The organism is Phyllobacterium sp. LjRoot231 (genome assembly GCF_964253365.1).
GTDB lineage: Bacteria > Pseudomonadota > Alphaproteobacteria > Rhizobiales > Rhizobiaceae > Phyllobacterium.
In genome coordinates this window covers 263,497-278,092 of the sequence record NZ_CAXUQT020000005.1, presented here as the reverse complement: position 1 = coordinate 278,092, position 14,596 = coordinate 263,497, and the positions used below count along the sequence as shown (strand labels likewise).

Genomic DNA, 14,596 nt, shown 5'->3' with positions numbered 1-14,596 from the left:
GGGCATGACGGGAAGTTGCGAAGCCCGTCATGCCCTGCTTGCTCAATCCTTCATCGCAAAGGTTTCAAGCTTCTTGGCGTTGTCGGCGGTGATCAGAACGCAATCCATCAACTGCTTTTCTTCCTGACCCGTCGAGCCGGTCTTGATGTATATGTCAGCCTGCTCAACAGCCATTTCGGCCTGGCGATAGGCAGGCTGGAGAACCGTACCCTTGATGCCCCCTTCACTGATCGAGTCGCGCACGTCGTTGCTGCCATCGAAACCTACCAGGATCACGTCGGTTCGGTTGGCCGCCTTCAGGGCTGCCCAAGCGCCCATCGCCATGGTGTCGTTGCCGGAAATGACGCCCTTGATATCGGGGTTGGCCTGAAGGATCGATTGCATCTTGGCGAAGGCTTCCGTCTGGCTCCAGTTCGCCGACTGGCGGGAAACCATTTTCATGTCTGGATACTGATCGATGACGTCGTGATAACCCTTGGAGCGAATGCCGGCATTGATATCAGCTTCGCGCCCGACCAGTTCGACAAAGGTGCCCTTTTCTCCCATCTGCTCGACGAAGAATTCAGCGCCGAGCGTCGCACCCTGATAATTGTTGGAAACAATCTGCGAGACAGCAATTCCTGTCGCGTTTATCTCGCGGTCAATGAGGAAGGAAGGGATCTTGGCGTCCTTGGCTTTCTGGACTGCAGCAACCGAAGCGTCGGAACCCGCATTGTCGAGAACGATGGCCTTCGCGCCACGTGCGATCGCCGTATCCACCAGTTCGTTCTGCTTGTTGGCATCATCGTCATGAACAAGCACGATCGTCTCGTAACCCAATGCCTCAGCACGCGCCTTTGCCCCTTCCGCTTCCGATTTGAAGAACGGGTTGTCGTGTGACGGCGTGATGATGGCCATCAGATCAGCCGCACTGGCACTGACAGGCGATGCCGCCAAAAGCGCGGTTGTCGCAGTCGCGAGCATTAGTTTCTTCAAGAATGTCATGGTTTCTCCTCCCGAGTGACACAATTATCGATTGTTATTTCCAGGTGGTCTTCCTCTGTCCTCCCACAGAGTTAGGCGGTCGGCAGATCAGGTGATGCGCCGAATGCTTTCCGTGATCTCGTCGTGATTAAATACGTTCAGCCAGTCAGGCTGCATGATGCGGGGTTTGCCGTTTTCGATGGCTTTGTTGCAAGCGTCCGAGAAGACACCCTCCACCTCGCCCATGATGACCGCACCAAGGATATTCATATGGCCGAGCAGAAAATCACGGGCCGCGACCGGATCGACACCTCTGCGCACAACTTCGTCGAGCGCATCTTTCATGGCGACGAGCAAAGAAGCGCAGACTGTCTCTGAAAGACCAGGTTCCAGCAGCGCCATCTGTTCGACTGTAACCCGGTGGGATCGAAGGATGGGCTTGTAGATCAGCTTGGCCACTTCCTCACCCCGGTTGAAGTGCTCCTCGGGCCCTTGCATTAGCGCGCTGACAATCGACTGCGCGGCGGCAACACCACCGAAAAAATCACGCTTGGCAGATAGATCCGTCTCATCATTGAAGATTGGCGGATGGCAGGGATGTGTGACGAAATAGGTAATGTCATCCCGCTCCGGCAGATGCCCGGCGAACGGCGCTGCGGCATCGAGAATGACAATCATCGCCCCCGGTTCGACCTTGTCGACGATCTGATGGGACACCGCCCGGATTGCCGTGTCGGGTACCGCCAGAATAACGATCTGGGCTCCCTTCAGACCTTCGTCCGGCGTAACGCAATCAACGCCGATTGTGTCCTTAAGACGGGCTTTGGCAGCCTCGTTGACTTCGACATGAACCACTTCAAATCGCGAGCCTTTGAGGTTTTTCGCGAGCCGCGTGCCCATTTTCCCGCCGGCACCGAGAAGTGCAATTTTCATCAAGAAGCCTCCCTTGGATTGTGTTGTGGAATTTGTCGAGAAGAAATCATGTTGTCAACTGGTATAATGAGTTGATCAGGTAATATTCTTCCTGCTATGTGTTCTGGCAAGCGACGGGAGGAAAATGTGGACAGGATTTACGCTGAGTATGATCTCGAGACACCGGGCGATCTGACCGACACGGCGGCCATCATCGCTGGAGAACAATCTTCAGGCACGTTCATGAAGCTTGCAGGCGAGACTGAGGCCCTCAAGGAGGCGTATGGTGCTCGCATCGAGTCTGTCATTGTGACTGGTCAATTCGATGAGCCATCCCTCCCATGCAAAGTCGATGCAAAGAAATACATCCGCGGCAGAATTCGCCTTTCCTGGTCGCTTGCGAACATGGGACCATCACTGCCCAATGTACTAGCGACCGTCGCCGGCAATCTCTTCGAATTGCGCGAGGTATCCGCACTTCGCCTCCTTGATGTCGAGTTCCCTCAGGAGTTCGCGCAAAAATACGCCGGCCCGCAGGCGGGGATCGCCGGGACGCGTTTGCTCGCTGGCGTGTCCTCGGGACCGTTGATCGGCACAATCATCAAGCCGAGCGTCGGCTTGAGTCCTGCGGAGACGGCCAGCCTTGTCTCGAAACTTGCCGAGGGCGGAATCGACTTTCTGAAGGATGATGAGCTGCAGGCCAATGGTCCACACTGCCCATTCGCCGACCGGGTCCAGGCCGTCATGAAGGTTCTCAATCGTTTCGCGGACAGGACGGGCAAGAAGCCGATGTACGCCTTCAACATCACGGGCGAGATGGATGAGATGAAGCGCAACGCCGACCTCGTGCGGGACGCAGGCGGAACTTGTGCGATGGTTGGCATTCACAGCGTCGGCCTGCCTGCCATGACAGAGTTACGACGGCATACAGACTTGCCGATCCACGGGCATCGCAATGGTTGGGGCCTGTTCTCGCGCTCGCCCGATATCGGCATCAGTTTCATCGCTTGGCAGAAATTCTGGAGGATCGCTGGTGTCGATCACCTTCATGTCAACGGCCTGCGCAACAAATTCAGCGAAGAAGGTGCATCGTCCATCGCATCGGCGCGCCAATGCCTCACTCCGCTGTTCAGCGGCAGCAAGGATTTCCGGGTGATGCCGGTATTTTCATCAGGGCAGTCGGCCGAGCAGGTAGAGGACACCTACAAAGCACTCGATTCAACGGATCTAATCTATTGTGCCGGCGGCGGAATCATGGGCCACCCGCAAGGGCTTGCCGGGGGCATCAGCAGTTTGCGGGAAGCGTGGCAGGCGGCCCTGGAGAGCGTAAGTCTTGAAACCTATGCGGCCACTCACCCTGCCCTGCGCGCCGCAGTTGAAACCTTTCGGCCGCGGTTCTCATGACTGTAAAGCCACAGATCACCTTTTACGGCGACGACTTCACGGGTTCCACTGATGCGATGGAAGCGTTGAGCTCACACGGCGTTGAGACGGTTCTTTTCACTGAAATTCCGGATGAAGCGCTCCTGAAGGTCTTCAACAATGTAGCCGCAATCGGTCTGGCGGGAACAAGCCGCAGCCAAACACCCGAATGGATGGATCGCGAGCTGCCAGGCGTCTTCGCGTGGCTCAGTTCACTCGAAGCACCAATCTCTCACTACAAGGTGTGCTCGACGTTCGACAGCTCCCCCGAACAGGGTTCGATCGGCCGCGCCATCGACATCGGTCTTCGAATCTTCGAACAGGACGCCACCCCATTGATTGTCGGGGTGCCGCAACTTGGCCGCTATACGATGTTCGGAGAACTGTATGCGCGGTTTCGCGATGATATTTTCAGGATCGACAGGCATCCGGTAATGAGTCGTCACCCCGTAACGCCGATGCATGAGGCGGATCTGCGCAAACATCTGGCAAAGCAAACACAAGCTCCGATAGGGCTCGTCGACCTTCCATCGCTACTCGCTGGCAAAGGTGCCATGGCGTTACGCAAGGCGATACATGAATCAAAGAGAGTAATCATGATCGATGTCGCCGATGCGCTGAGCCAGCGACTCGCAGGCGAAATCGTCAATATGCAGCTTGCGGGCACGGGACCACTCATATTCGGGTCGTCCGGTGTCGAGTACTCCTATATTGAAACCTTGCGCGCCAGGGGCAAACTTCCGCAAGCTGCCCCACAACCACCATTGTCTGCCGAAGACCGCATTGCCGTGGTGTCCGGAAGCTGCTCACCAACCACGGAAACACAGATCAGATACGCCAGCCAAAACGGTTTTGAACCGGTCCAGGTCAATTATGAGGCGCTGGCGACCGGGGTCGGATCGGGTCAAGCCGAAACGGAAGCTACCAAGCGAGCTACGACGGTCCTCAAATCAGGCAGGAGTCCCCTGCTCTTCACCTCACTCGGAGCGCCGCCATCTCGGCCAGGAGGCAGTTCAAACGAAAATGACCGGGTCGGTCGACGCCTTGGTGCCATGTTGAACCGTCTTGCGAAAGAAAACAATCTCAAAAGGGTGATCGTCGCGGGTGGCGACACTTCAAGTCACGCCTTGAAGGAACTCAGGATCGGTGCGCTGACGCTTCGCCACCCGATTCCTCAATCGCCAGGTTCCCCTGTCTGTTTGGGACACAGATTTGACGGATCGGCATCGTTGGAACTCGTTCTCAAGGGCGGCCAGATCGGCCAGGAGGACTTCCTTGTGCGCATCCGCGACGGCACACTTTAAAAATTTATCATCGTCGTCGTACCAGTTGATATGATGATGATTTGGAACAGTTCTTGTCGGCTTAACCGTGCCTTTGGCCATGTGAACCCTCCCTGTCGCAATACCAAGCAACACATCGATAGCGCGATACTCCCATCTTCAAAATGACCGTCATTCAATGCCGTTGAAACCCTCGAATTAAATGTTTTGTACATATTCGAATCTCATCAATAAACCTTCCTTTGAAAAAGCCGATAAGAGCGGTTTTCGACTTATGCCTGAATGTCCGCAATGCATGGCGCCGCTAGATGCCCCACACCACCGCCCCGCCCGTGAGGCCAGCGCCAGCTGCGGTCAACAACACTCTCTCTCCGGGAACGAACGGCCGTGCATTGTGGGCGAGCGACAGTGAGAGCGGAATGGTTGCAGCCGACGAGTTGCCGTATTCAGCGATCGTGCGAATGATCCTGTCAGGCTCAATGCCAACATTCTCGCTGACAACGTCGAAGATACGGGCATTGGCCTGATGCGGGACAAACCTCGATATGTCTGACGGCTGAAGCTTGGCGCTTGCCAGCGCCCGCTTGGCGCAAAGGGTCATCATTTGCACGGCCTGCGCAAACATTTCCCTGCCGTCGCGCATGGTCATCAGGCATTCTTCAGCGGCCACGCCCGCAGCAAAAGGTTGTTTGGAACCTCCTGCCGGAATGGAAATCAGGTCATAGTGACTTCCGTCAGATGCCAGATCCACACCGAGGAGTCCCTGCTCCGTATTGTCTGTCGGGACCAGAACGACAGCGCCCGCCGCGTCAGCGAAAAGAACGGCACTGGCACGTTCTGCGGGGTTGATACGCCGGCTCAAAATATTGGCTGCCGCCACAAGAACTGGCCGGCCCTGCGTGCGGACAAAACCATCGGCAAGCGTCATGGCATAGATAAATCCTGAGCAGGCGCCGGCGAGATCAATCGCGCCAGAATTCTGCAAGCCAAGACTATGGGCGAGCAACGGCGCCGAGGGTGGCAACAGATGATCCGGCGTCGATGTGGCGAGGATCGTCAATGCGATATCGCCGCGATCTATATTACCGTTCTCAAGCGCTGCAGCACCTGCTTTTGCTGCGAGATCGGTAAGCAGTTCTCCGTCGAGGACCCAACGCCGCGAACGAATACCGGTCCGGCGCTCGATCCAGCCAGCTTCGAGACCAAGCTGGTTTTCTATCTCCGCATTATCAACACGGCGCGCTGGCGTGTAGTGACCAAACCCCGCGATGCGGCTTGCCTCGACCCGGCTCATCGATCACCTACGAATATGTCCGCTGCCTCGTCGATCGCATCGTAGGACCGGTCGAGATCGTCCGTGGTCACGCAATAGGGTGTCATCAGATAGATCACATTGCCGAGGGGTCTGATGAGGAGATTCCGTTCTCTGAAGAATGCCCTGAGCTTTGGTCCTGCGTCTGAAAGGTAACCGGAAGCCGGAACATTGACGTCAAGCGCAACGATCGTCCCGGTCTGGCGCACATTGCCAAAGCGCGGGTCCCGCCTGAAGCGTTCCAGCCTTATCCGGTGCTTGGCTTCCAAGGCGCGGATGCGTGTCATGACCGGCTCCGTCTTCCATGCAGCGAGATTGGCCAACGCAGCCGCGCATGCAATCGGATTGGCCGTGTAAGAGCTCGAATGGAAGAGTGTCCGGCTTCGATCGGTGGACAGATGCGCATCGAATATTTCTGCCGAACACAAGGTTGCCGCCAGCGGCAACGACCCGCCCGTCAGCCCCTTGGATGTGCACAGAATATCCGGCCTAATATTTGCCTGTTCACAGGCAAAAAGGCTGCCTGTGCGCCCCCAGCCCGTCATCACTTCGTCGGCGATCATCAGACTGCCATGCCTTGTCGCGACCGCCTTCAGCTCGGTAAGAAGCGACGCCGGATACATCCGCATGCCCCCCGCCCCGAGCACAAGCGGCTCAATCAGCAGTGCTGCAACCTGCCCGCTCCGGCAGAATGTCTCGAAGGCGTCGAGCGTGTCCTGCTCGTGTCCGGGTTCGGGAAACGGCAGTCGATCGACACCAAATAGCATCGGCTCATAGGCGGCGTTGAAGACACCCCTCTCGCCCGCTGACATGGTACCGACCGTATCGCCGTGATAGCCATGCTCCATGACGGCGATGCGGGAGCGCGGCGCACCGGAATTATGGAAGAAACCGAGCGCCATCTTCAGCGCAACCTCAACGCAGGTCGATCCGCTGTCGGAATAGAATACATGGTCGAGCCCGGTAGGGGCGATGGCGACCAAACCTCTCGCCAGTTCTTCGGCCGGTTCGTGGGTATACTCGGCAAAGATGATCTGGTCATAGGTCTCGCAGGCATTGCGGATCGCCGCCATGATGAGAGGATGGCGATGGCCATGCGTGATCACCCACCAGGAAGAGATCGCATCCAGGATAGCGTGTCCCTGCTCATCATAGAGATAGGCTCCTTCCGTTCTGGCAATGCGCTTCATTGCCGGTTCCAGAGCATGCTGGGTAAACGGGTGCCAGACGGGCGATAAGGTCACTGAATACCTTTCTGAAAGCAGGAAATATCGAAATGATCGTTGAAGGCTTGGGGGAGGGTGTCAGATGTCAGCGGGTCAAGCAGCGGTAACCGGCCAAGACAGGTCACGTCGCCGAGTTTCGCGATGATCGCTTGTGTGTCCGCCTCTTCATCGCCGATGAAAACCACACCGAAAACCGGAATAGAACGGCGGCGCAACGCTTCGAGTGACAGCAGTGTGTGGTTTATCGTTCCAAGCCCGGTGCGGGCGCAAAGGATGACAGGTATCTGCCAACGGGTGAAGACATCGGCAAACACCGAGCTTTCCGTCAAGGGGACCAGCACGCCGCCCGCCCCTTCGATGACAAGCGAAGACTGCGTTGACGGAGGGGATAACGCCTCAGGAACGATCCGGACATGGTCGATTCTGGCGGCAAGATGCGGCGAAGCCGGCGTTTTGAGCCGCCAAGCCTCGGGGTAGATGCGCGACGATGGTATCCGGCCGAGACGCCGCACGGTTTCACTGTCCGTTTCGCCTTCGAGCCCCGATTGGACGGGTTTCCAATAGCAGGCACCAAGCGCATCGGCCAATGCTGCCGAGAACACCGTCTTGCCGATGTTCGTGTCGGTTCCTGTAATGACAAAGCGGGATGTCATGCGGCTTCCTCGGCGGATATATTCGCCAAGGCGTCGAACAGGCGGACAATTGCGGGCCGGTCGACATTGAGGGTGATGGCAATCCTCAAGCGCGCCGTTCCTTCCGGAACCGTTGGCGGGCGGATCGCGCGGGTATCGAAACCTTCCGTTCGCATGCGTTCCGCAATGTGCATCGCGCGACCATTGTCGCCGATCATCACCGGTAATATTTGCGATCCGCTGCCTTCCACACCAAGCGTGGCAGTCAGCTGCGTATTGGCGAAGATTCGCAGCCGCTCGAAATCCGCGCGGCGCTGCGGCTCATCCACCAGAATTTTCAGGGCTTCACGAACACCTGCGGCCATCAATGGCGAAGGCGCGGTAGAATAGATGAACGCGCGCGCCCGATTCACGAGATAATCGCAAATCAAACTGTTCGCACCGACAAGCGCACCCGCAACGCCAAGTGCTTTCCCACATGTGTGCAGCAGGATGACATTATCCCGGCCCTCCATCCCGGCGGCAAGACCGCGGCCATCCGGCCCAAAGACGCCGGTCGCGTGCGCCTCGTCGATCACCAGAAAGCCGTCATGCCTTTCTGCCACACTGAGAAGCTCCGCCAGCGGGGCGCGGTCACCATCCATCGAATAGAGGCTCTCGACCGCGATCCAGGGATGCCCCATCCCACCGTCTTTGCGCCACCTAACGATCGCTTCCTCGAAATCAGCCACATCGTTGTGCCGTGCAAGCGCCGCCTGGGCCCGGCTGGCTGCAATGCCTTCACGCGCACTTGCATGGATGAGGGCATCATGGACAATGAGATCGCCACGTTGCGGCAGCGTTGAAAAGAGCGCGGTATTGGCCGCATAGCCGCTGGAAAAATAGAGCGCCCGCTCCGTTCCGAAAAAGACGGCGGCTTCAGCTTCGAGCGCCTCGTGCTCGGGATGATTGCCGCGCAGCAGACGCGACCCGCCTGAACCGACGGCAACACCGCGCTCCAAAGCTGTGGCAATGGCAGACTGGATGCGTGGTGAGTTGGCAAGGCCAAGATAGTCATTCGATGTGAAATCAATGCCACCCTGCGGTACGAGCGCACGCCGCCGTCCCTTCCGCCCCAGCCCGCTCAGCGTCTTTGCATAGCGGGCAAGACGCTCACTCATTCAGCGGCACCCAGCGCCATCGCCTTCAGACCGAGACGGCGAAACAGCCCGGTGTCATGATCTTCGCCGGGGTTATCCGCTGTCAGTAGCGTATCGCCGACAAAGATGGAATTTGCCCCGGCAAAGAAACACAGCGCCTGCATCTCGTCGCTCATCTCCGTGCGCCCTGCCGAGAGACGGACATGGGTCTTTGGCATGAGAATGCGGGCGAGCGCTACTGCGCGGACAAATTCAATGGGATCAACCGGAGCCGCGTCGCCGAGCTTTGACCCCGGAATTGGGATGAGCATATTGATCGGTACGCTCTCCGGTTGAACCGGCAGATTGGCGAGCGTTACCAGCATGGCGATATGGTCGTCAGTCGTCTCGCCCATGCCAAGGATGCCGCCTGCACAGACCCTGATCCCCGCCTCCCGCACGTTCGCGAGTGTCTCCAGACGATCCGCGAAGCTGCGCGTTGTGATGATCTCGCTGTAGAAGCGTTCCGACGTATCGATGTTGTGATTGTAATAATCAAGACCCGCACCGCCAAGCCTCGCTGCCTGCGCCGGCGACAGCATACCAAGCGTCATGCAGGTCTCCATGCCAAGCTCCCGGACACCCTCGACCATGGTGACGACCATGTCCATGTCGCGGTCTTTGGGGCTGCGCCAGGCAGCCCCCATGCAATAGCGCGTCGCGCCGCCCTCCTTCGCCTTGCGGGCCTCGGCAAGCACGCGTTCGACCTCCATCAATTTGGAAGCCTTGAGGCCGGTGGGATAATGGGCGGATTGGCTGCAATAGCCGCAATCCTCTGGGCATCCCCCTGTTTTGATCGACAGGAGCCTGCTCAACTGCACGGCGTTGGGGTCGAAATTCTCCCTGTGGACGATGTGCGCCTGAAACAGCAGATCGTTGAATGGCAAATTATAGATTTTACTGGCCTCTGAAAAACTCCACAAATCACCAACGGAAGGGGCTGTATCGGCAGATTTCAACGCTGATACTTCAGACATGCGGGGAGTTCCTCCGTTCTTCCGGTTGGGTAAGAAAAATTATAGATAGAATCAATACTTATCTATAACTCTAGCCAGCACGTTAAAAAACGCAACCGCGTTAGAGACGGCCTCCGAAATCAGAGCGGCTTTTGTCAGAACAACTGGGGAGAACCGAAACGCCTTGCGGTAGGAAGTCTGCACAGCAATAGGAGAGGCTTTAAGGGTGGCTTAAGCTAGCCAACGATCGCGAAAGCGTCGCGCGTCGAACCTGTAGCGCTTCTGACAGGCTTTTGCCCGATCCACTGGACGTGGCGCTCAAGCACAGCAACGGCGTTGTCGATGTTGCCCTGGCGCAGATATCCGAGGATAGCGCGATGATCATGATCGGTCCGCACTTCCCAATCGGACCGCCAGGCGGAAAACAGGAAACGCGCGCTTACCGAATGAAGGTCATCGATGGCGGCAAGCAGCCGCGGCATGCCGCATGGCACGAGGATCAGCCGGTGAAACCGCCGGTTTGCCTCCTCCCAGGAGCGCACATCGCGAGAATTGTCCCCGGCAACAGTTGCCTCTTCAGCCTGCTCTAGAATTGACGATGTCAAATGTTGGGCAGCCTGCCGCAGCGCAAGACCCTCGAGCTCGGCACGCATCAGTGCCACTTCCCGCACTTCCTTCAGATCAAAGGAAGCGACGCGCACACCGCGGCGCGGCTCGCTGACCGCCAGCCCCTGCGCCTCCAGCTTGCGGAACGCCTCCCGGACCGGCACATGGCTCGCGCCAAATTCCTCGGCGATGTGATCCTGCCGCAGTTTCGTACCCGGCTCCAATTGTCCGGTCACGATCCTGTCAGCAAGGATACGGCTGATGCGGTTGGCGATTGTGTCTTCAGTGGTTGCGGCCATGTTTTATAGATATTTTGCTTCCGAATGCCTGTCGAGCCCGGGCGAATCTTTTTCCTATATAACGCCTTACGGATCGTTCCAGGCGAAACGGTATTGACCGTAATACCATCCATAGCAACAGCCTTTGCCAAGGATGCGGTCATTGCGATCATGGCTGCCATAGTCAGGTCTTTTGAAAGGAGGCATCAATGCCGCGAGGCTAGAAATGTTGACGATCCTTCCCCATTTCGCCTCCCGCATGCTTGGTAGCAGACGCGAAGTGACTCGAACGGCCGCAAGGACGTTGCGATCATATCCCGCCGCCCAGGTCTCGGGCCGCGTCGTAGTCCAGTCCTCAGTCGCACCTGAGCCACCCGCGTTGTTGATCAGGATCCCGACGGGCTTGACGAAAGCCTGCGCCTCATCGACGAGGCGTTGCACCTCGTCTTCCTTCGTCAGGTCGCCGATGACGACATGGGCGCGGCCGCCCTGAGCGGCAATGTCGTGAGCGACTTCCTCGGCCTCGGTCTTGTTGCGGCCGTGAACAATGACGATGGCACCCTCGCGGGCAAGCCCTCGGGCCACCCCTTCCCCGATACCTTTGCTGCTGCCTGTAACCAGCGCAACCTTGCCATCAAGTTTCAAATCCATCGCGTCATTCCCATGTTCATGTCAAGACTTGATAAGAGGATCGGACGATGAACGAAGCAATTACGCACTTAAAAGTGCCTATAGAACGAGAGGAAAGAGATGTTTGCATTGGCCCGGATGGATCGGTCGCCCATGTGACCAGAGTGCTTCGCATGATCAGCGGACGATGGAAGCTGCCGATCTTGTTTCGCCTGTTCGCAGAGCCGTCGATGCGGACGTTGCAGTTGTTGCGAGACATTCCAAACGTCTCGCAACAGATGCTGACGCAGCATCTCAGAGAGCTTGAGAACGACGGACTTGTGGTGAGGCGCGACTTTGGTGAGCAGCCGCCACGTGTCGAGTATGGTCTTACGGATTCTGGTCGCCGCTTCATGCCGGTCCTGATGTCGGTGAGGGAGTTCTCCCGCCTTCATCCCGAGAATGTCGACGAAATACCGAGCTGAGCCGATGACCCTATGCCGCATTCGCTGTTCAATCTCTCGGGACAGTTTCAAAACCGTACAACCGATGTTCGATAAAAGATGAGAGCTCAAGCCGACTGGGTATCGAGGGTTGAGCACCTGCTCTCAGGCATGCAAGACTCGCCGCAGCGACGGCCGCCTCGGCCGCTTTCCGAACTGAAGAACCGGCGGCGAGACCCCGAACCCGACGCTCTGACGCAGCCGTGCTCCAGGAGCGCCCGAACGCCTTCGCCGCGATCAGGCAAGGTCGAAGCGGTCCAGGTTCATCACCTTGTTCCACGCCGCCACGAAGTCTTTCACAAACTTGTCCTTCGAGTCCGCGCAGGCATAGACTTCCGCAAGGGCGCGCAGCTGGGAGTGCGAACCGAAGATGAGGTCTACGCGGGTGCCGCTCCACTTGAGTTCGCCTGTCGCTCGGTCACGTCCTTCGAACACGTCCTTGGCGTCCGATGTTGCCTTCCATTCCGTGCCCATGTCGAGCAGGTTCACGAAGAAGTCGTTGGACAGCGTTTCCGGCCGCTTGGTGAAGACGCCGTGCTTCGACTGCCCTGCGTTCGCGCCGAGAACGCGCAGACCGCCGATGAGAACCGTCAGCTCTGGCGCCGTCAGTGTCAGCAATTGCGCCCGGTCCACCAACGCCTCCTCGACGGTCAGACGCTGCTTGCCGCGCACATAGTTGCGGAAACCGTCAACGATCGGTTCCAGCGGAGCAAAGGAGTGGATGTCTGTCTGGTCTTGCGACGCGTCCATGCGCCCGGGCGTGAAGGGAACCTTCAGGTCCTGTCCGGCGTCCTTCGCGGCCTTCTCGATTGCCGCGCCGCCGCCAAGAACGATCAGGTCGGCAAGCGAAACTCTCTTGTCGCCGGACTGCGAAGCATTGAACTCCTTCTGGATCGCTTCGAACTTCTCGAGCACCTTCGCCAGCTGAGCCGGCTGGTTGACGTCCCAGTCCTTCTGCGGCGCGAGGCGAATGCGCGCGCCATTGGCGCCGCCGCGCTTGTCGGAGCCACGGAACGTCGATGCCGACGCCCAGGCCGTCGAAACCAGCTGCGGCACTGTAAGGCCGGAGGCGAGGATCTTGGCCTTCAGGGCGGCAACGTCCTGCTCGTCGATCAGGACATGATCCACGGAGAGAATGGTGTCTTGCCAGGACAGTTCCTCCTTCGGAACGAGCGGGCCGAGATAGCGCACGATAGGGCCCATGTCGCGGTGCGTCAGCTTGTACCACGCCCGGGCAAACGCGTCCGCGAACTGATCGGGATTCTCGTGGAAGCGCCTTGAGATCGTTTCGTAGGAAGGATCGAACCGCAAGGCGAGGTCGGTGGTCAGCATGGAGGGCGCGTGGTGCTTGGCCGCATTGTGCGCATCCGGCACGGTGCCGGCACCCGCGCCGCCCTTCGGCGTCCACTGGTGCGCGCCGGCCGGGCTCTTGGTCAGTTCCCATTCGTAGCCGAACAGATTGTCGAAGAAGTTGTTGCTCCACTTCGTTGGCGTCGTGGTCCAGATCACTTCCAGGCCGCTACCGATCGCATCACCACCCTTGCCGGTGCCGAATTTGTTCACCCAGCCGAGGCCCTGCTGCTCGATGTCGGCGGCTTCAGGCTCCGGGCCCACCAGCGTCGCATCGCCGGCGCCGTGGGTCTTGCCGAAGGTGTGTCCGCCGGCGATGAGCGCGACGGTCTCCTCGTCGTTCATCGCCATGCGCGCGAAGGTGTCGCGAATGTCCCGCGCCGCGGCAAGAGGATCCGGATTACCGTTCGGCCCTTCCGGATTCACGTAAATCAGACCCATCTGCACGGCACCCAGAGGATTTTCAAGATCACGGTCGCCGCTGTAGCGCTCGTCCGCCAGCCACTTGCCTTCGGGACCCCAATAGATGTCCTGTTCGGGCTCCCAGACATCCTCACGCCCACCGCCGAAACCGAACGTCTTGAAGCCCATCGACTCGAGGGCAACGTTGCCCGTGAGAATCATAAGGTCGGCCCAGGAGATCTTCCGGCCGTATTTCTGCTTGATCGGCCACAGCAGCCGGCGGGCCTTGTCGAGATTCACGTTGTCCGGCCAACTGTTCAGCGGCGCGAAGCGCTGCTGGCCGGCTCCGGCACCGCCGCGGCCGTCGCCGATGCGATAGGTGCCGGCGCTATGCCACGCCATGCGGATGAACAGCGGCCCGTAATGGCCAAAGTCGGCCGGCCACCACTCCTGCGAGTCCGTCATCAGGGCATGCAGGTCCTTGATCACGGCGTTCAGGTCGAGGCTCTTGAACTCCTTGGCGTAGTCGAACGCCTCGCCCATCGGATCGGACTGTCCGGATTGCTGGTGGAGAACCTGGACGTTCAGCTGGTTCGGCCACCAGTCGCGGTTGGCCCTGGCAACGGTTGTGTGCACAACCGGGCATTTGCCCGCGCTCTTGTCATCAGTCTTTGCGTCCATCTTTCTCTCCGATCGTTGCTACATTATTTGAACTGCTCCGTGAACAACGACTATGAATGCCCTTGAAGACAGTCCGTTTCTGGCCAGCGCGATGACCAAGTGCCAAATACGTGGAATGTCCTACTGCTGTGAGCTTGCCTTGAACAAGACTCCTGAAGCAAAAGAGGACCAGCGCGCCAGCCAATCTGGATAATCTGGACATCGGCGCACCGCGAGCGCCCACGACATAACACGGTTGTGACCTCGACTGCTCCTGATCTCCGGTTCAAATCTTATACCAGAG

12 protein-coding genes and 1 pseudogene are annotated in these 14,596 nt (G+C 58.4%); 3 read left to right on the top strand and 10 right to left on the bottom strand.

What is annotated here, in order from left to right; genetic code table 11:
- Positions 1 to 42: 42 nt before the first annotated feature.
- Together ACSQ3H_RS32200 and ACSQ3H_RS32195 are read right to left on the bottom strand one after the other, a co-directional pair.
- The gene (locus ACSQ3H_RS32200; protein WP_436121118.1) at positions 43 to 963 is read right to left on the bottom strand and encodes a D-ribose ABC transporter substrate-binding protein; all 921 of its coding nucleotides are present in this window, start codon (positions 961 to 963) and stop codon (positions 43 to 45) included.
- Positions 964 to 1,071: 108 nt separating this feature from the next.
- A complete protein-coding gene (locus ACSQ3H_RS32195; protein ID WP_436121089.1) occupies positions 1,072 to 1,899 on the bottom strand; it encodes a phosphogluconate dehydrogenase C-terminal domain-containing protein in 828 nt (275 codons plus the stop codon).
- A 123-nt stretch (positions 1,900 to 2,022) separates the two neighbouring features.
- Between ACSQ3H_RS32195 and ACSQ3H_RS32190 the strand changes: the two genes are divergently transcribed.
- Both ACSQ3H_RS32190 and ACSQ3H_RS32185 read left to right on the top strand, forming a co-directional pair.
- Positions 2,023 to 3,279, top strand: a complete 1,257-nt coding sequence (locus tag ACSQ3H_RS32190; RefSeq protein ID WP_436121088.1) for a ribulose-bisphosphate carboxylase large subunit family protein — start codon at positions 2,023 to 2,025, stop codon at positions 3,277 to 3,279.
- The gene (locus tag ACSQ3H_RS32185) at positions 3,276 to 4,601 is read left to right on the top strand and encodes a four-carbon acid sugar kinase family protein (protein WP_436121087.1); all 1,326 of its coding nucleotides are present in this window, start codon (positions 3,276 to 3,278) and stop codon (positions 4,599 to 4,601) included. The genes ACSQ3H_RS32190 and ACSQ3H_RS32185 overlap by 4 nt, the downstream gene beginning before the upstream one ends.
- A 283-nt stretch (positions 4,602 to 4,884) precedes the next feature.
- Here ACSQ3H_RS32185 and ACSQ3H_RS32180 read toward each other — a convergent pair whose 3' ends face one another.
- The 7 genes and pseudogenes from ACSQ3H_RS32180 to ACSQ3H_RS32150 all read right to left on the bottom strand — a co-directional run.
- A complete protein-coding gene (locus ACSQ3H_RS32180; RefSeq protein WP_436121086.1) occupies positions 4,885 to 5,874 on the bottom strand; it encodes a beta-ketoacyl-ACP synthase III in 990 nt (329 codons plus the stop codon).
- The gene (locus tag ACSQ3H_RS32175) at positions 5,871 to 7,136 is read right to left on the bottom strand and encodes an adenosylmethionine--8-amino-7-oxononanoate transaminase (protein ID WP_436121085.1); all 1,266 of its coding nucleotides are present in this window, start codon (positions 7,134 to 7,136) and stop codon (positions 5,871 to 5,873) included. Before ACSQ3H_RS32175 ends, ACSQ3H_RS32180 begins: the two co-directional genes overlap by 4 nt.
- Positions 7,133 to 7,771: a dethiobiotin synthase gene (bioD, locus tag ACSQ3H_RS32170; RefSeq protein WP_436121084.1), complete on the bottom strand. Its 639-nt coding sequence runs from the start codon at positions 7,769 to 7,771 to the stop codon at positions 7,133 to 7,135. The genes ACSQ3H_RS32175 and bioD overlap by 4 nt, the downstream gene beginning before the upstream one ends.
- Complete coding sequence (locus ACSQ3H_RS32165; RefSeq protein ID WP_436121083.1) at positions 7,768 to 8,910, bottom strand: 8-amino-7-oxononanoate synthase; 1,143 nt, start codon at positions 8,908 to 8,910, stop codon at positions 7,768 to 7,770. Before ACSQ3H_RS32165 ends, bioD begins: the two co-directional genes overlap by 4 nt.
- Positions 8,907 to 9,905: a biotin synthase BioB gene (bioB, locus tag ACSQ3H_RS32160; protein WP_436121082.1), complete on the bottom strand. Its 999-nt coding sequence runs from the start codon at positions 9,903 to 9,905 to the stop codon at positions 8,907 to 8,909. The genes ACSQ3H_RS32165 and bioB overlap by 4 nt, the downstream gene beginning before the upstream one ends.
- Positions 9,906 to 10,120: 215 nt before the next feature.
- Positions 10,121 to 10,789 (bottom strand): GntR family transcriptional regulator, encoded by a 669-nt coding sequence (locus ACSQ3H_RS32155; RefSeq protein ID WP_436121081.1) that lies wholly within the window; start codon positions 10,787 to 10,789, stop codon positions 10,121 to 10,123.
- Positions 10,790 to 10,851: 62 nt separating this feature from the next.
- Positions 10,852 to 11,419: pseudogene (locus ACSQ3H_RS32150) on the bottom strand (SDR family NAD(P)-dependent oxidoreductase); the annotation flags it as partial.
- Positions 11,420 to 11,466: 47 nt separating this feature from the next.
- Between ACSQ3H_RS32150 and ACSQ3H_RS32145 the strand changes: the two are divergent.
- Complete coding sequence (locus ACSQ3H_RS32145) at positions 11,467 to 11,862, top strand: winged helix-turn-helix transcriptional regulator (protein ID WP_436121080.1); 396 nt, start codon at positions 11,467 to 11,469, stop codon at positions 11,860 to 11,862.
- 255 nt (positions 11,863 to 12,117) lie between these two features.
- Here the strand turns inward: ACSQ3H_RS32145 and katG are convergent, their stop codons facing one another.
- Positions 12,118 to 14,313, bottom strand: a complete 2,196-nt coding sequence (gene katG / locus ACSQ3H_RS32140; protein WP_436121079.1) for a catalase/peroxidase HPI — start codon at positions 14,311 to 14,313, stop codon at positions 12,118 to 12,120.
- Positions 14,314 to 14,596: the final 283 nt, after the last annotated feature.